Source organism: Streptomyces sp. B1866 (assembly GCF_031932565.1).
Lineage (GTDB): Bacteria > Actinomycetota > Actinomycetes > Streptomycetales > Streptomycetaceae > Streptomyces.
Window position 1 is genome coordinate 1 of record NZ_JAVSCF010000452.1, and the last position, 2427, is coordinate 2427.

At 76.8% G+C, this 2427-nt stretch carries 2 protein-coding genes; both read right to left on the reverse strand.

The window, feature by feature from the left end:
* On the reverse strand, positions 1-1063 hold a 1063-nt coding region (locus RKE29_RS29320; RefSeq protein ID WP_312008745.1), incomplete at its 3' end, for a cellulose-binding protein.
* 252 nt (positions 1064-1315) lie between these two features.
* Positions 1316-2427: SUKH-4 family immunity protein (locus RKE29_RS29325; protein ID WP_312008746.1), on the reverse strand; the 1112-nt coding region annotated here is incomplete at its 5' end.

A 2427-nucleotide genomic window follows, 5' to 3' on the forward strand; every position in this document is an offset into this window, starting at 1 on the left:
CCGGTTCGCCCGGCGTGGGGCCGGGGACGGAGCCGGTCACCGGTCCGGTCACGGTCCCGGAGCCGGGCAGCGGGCCCGGTCCGGCCGGCCCCAGGCCCGCGCCGCCGGCCGCGTGCACCGCCTCCGCCTCCGGCTCCGGCGCGCGGTCCGCCCGGGCCGGGCCGGGGTCCAGGCCGTCGTCGACGGGCCGGCCGGTCAGCACCGCCAGGCTGCCGCGCACCCGGTCCAGGTGCGCCTGCAACTCCTCGTGCCGCTCGGCGTGCGCGCGCAGCATGCGCGCGGTCTCCCGCTCCAGGTGCTCCTGGCAGGCCCGCGCCCGCGCCAGGATGTCGTCGGCCTGGGCCCGCGCGTCCTCCTCCTGGCAGCGTGCGGCCTCCTCCGCCTCCGCGTACGCCTGCTTGGCCTCGGCCAGCCGGGATCGCGCGTACTCCTCCAGGTCGGCCAGCCGGGCCTCCTCGGCGCCCTCCCGCCCGGCGAGGTCGCGGGTCGCCTCCTCCCACCGCTCGGCGTACTCCCGCTCCTGGTCGGCGAGCGCGGCCGCGGTGCGCTGCCGTACGTCCTTCAGCGCCGCCAGCGCCTCCGCCCGCCATTCCGCGGCGTCCCGGCTGGAGGCGGCGTGCAGCTGGTCCGCCTCGGCACGCGCCGCGTCCAGCACGCCGCGCGCCCGCGCCTCGGCCTCCGCGCGGCTCCGCTCGGCGTCCTGGCGGGCGGCCTCGCGCGCCGCCCGGGCCGCGGCGTCCGCGGCCTCCCACCTCTCCCGGGCCGCCGCCTTGGAGCGCGCCCGCAGGTCCGCCGCCTCGGCCTCGGCCGCCGTCAGGATCAGCAGGGCCCGCTCGCCCAGGGACTCGTAGGTCTGGGCGGGCAGCCGGGCCACCGTCTCGCGCAGATCCTCGGCCTCGGCGGTCAGCTCGTTGGCGAGGACCGTCAGGCGCGCGGCGCGCTCCCACGCCGCGTCGCGCGACTGCGACAGCTCCGCCACCATGCTGTCGACCTGCTCACGGTGGTAGCCGCGGGCCCGTCCCGCCACGATGGCGAAGCCGTCAGGTGTCACCGATGCGCTCATCCTTGAAACCCCTTTATCCGGAATGCCAGGCGCTCCAGTTACACATCCTTGTAGATAGGAGTGAATCACCCATAACGCGACACTCCACATATCTCACTGGAGAAGGGGTCGCGGATGGGCAGGGGGAAGCCGAAATGAAGGGAAAGACGGAAAAAGGGGAGGGCGCCCGGCCGGTCCGCGCGACATCGCGTCGTCACGGACCGGCCGGGCGCCCTCGCCGTCGTACACCGGCCGCGCGGCCGGGCCGGGTGGCTACAGCAGGCCGTCCCACATCTGCTCCAGCAGCACCGCCCACCAGTTCTCCGGCGTGGACAGCGCGGCCGGGTCCAGGGACGCGAGCTGCGCCTGGAAGTCGACCGTCCAGCGGCCCGCCTGCTCCGGCGTCAGCCCGTACCGCAGGCGCCACATCCGGCCGAGCATCGCCATGCAGCGCACGAACTCCAGCAGCCCGCTGTTGACGAACTGCGGCGGCACCGACTGCCCGCCGGGCCCGGCCTCCAGCGGCACGGCCACGATGTGCGCCGTGCCGTACTGCACGCACAGCTGACGGCCGAAGTCGTTGCCCATCACCAGGTACGAACCGGCGTCCGGCGCCGCCTGCACGCCGCGCTCGGCCGCCAGCTCGCCGAGCGTCGGCACCGGGCGGCCCGGCTGCGCCTGCGCCCAGAAGAACGGCCCCGCGTCCAGCGGCATCCCGGCCCACACCAGCGTCTGCGCCACGACGTCGGGCACGCCCTGCCGCGACACCGCCCGCTGGTCGAAGCGGAACACGCCCTGCGGACCGTACGCCTGCGCCAGCTCGTGGCCCACCGCCTCCACCGGCACCGGCGGCACCGGCCGCACCTGGCTGGGGTGCGGCAGCGGCACCCGGTACGGCGCCGGGCGGGCCGGGCCGTCCGCGACCTGGTGCAGCTCCCCCTGATGCTCGATCAGGTGCCGCACGCCCTGCTGGCGAGTGGCGTGGTCCCGCCCGTACGGGGCGGTGTGGCTGATCCGCACCTGCGGCCAGGTCTCCCGGATCATGCGCACGCAGTAGCCGCCGGGCAGGTCGCAGGACTCCAGCTCGGTGTGCAGCTCCAGCACCTGCTGCGGCGGTACGTTCAGCGCGCGCAGCTCGTGCAGGATCTGCCACTCCGGGTGCGGCGTGCCGGGCGCCGAGCGGCGTATGACCTGCTGCTCGGAGCCGTCGTGCGCGCGGTAGCGGAGCACGGCCATGTAGCCGGGGCCGACGGTCGGCTGGCCGGTGGGCGGGGGCGGCGGCGGATACGCGTACCCGCCGGGAGGCGCGAGGCCGGGGACCGCGGCGCCCGGCACCGGGGCGGGGCCCGCGGCGGCGGGCGGCACCGGGCCGGGGGCGCCCGGGA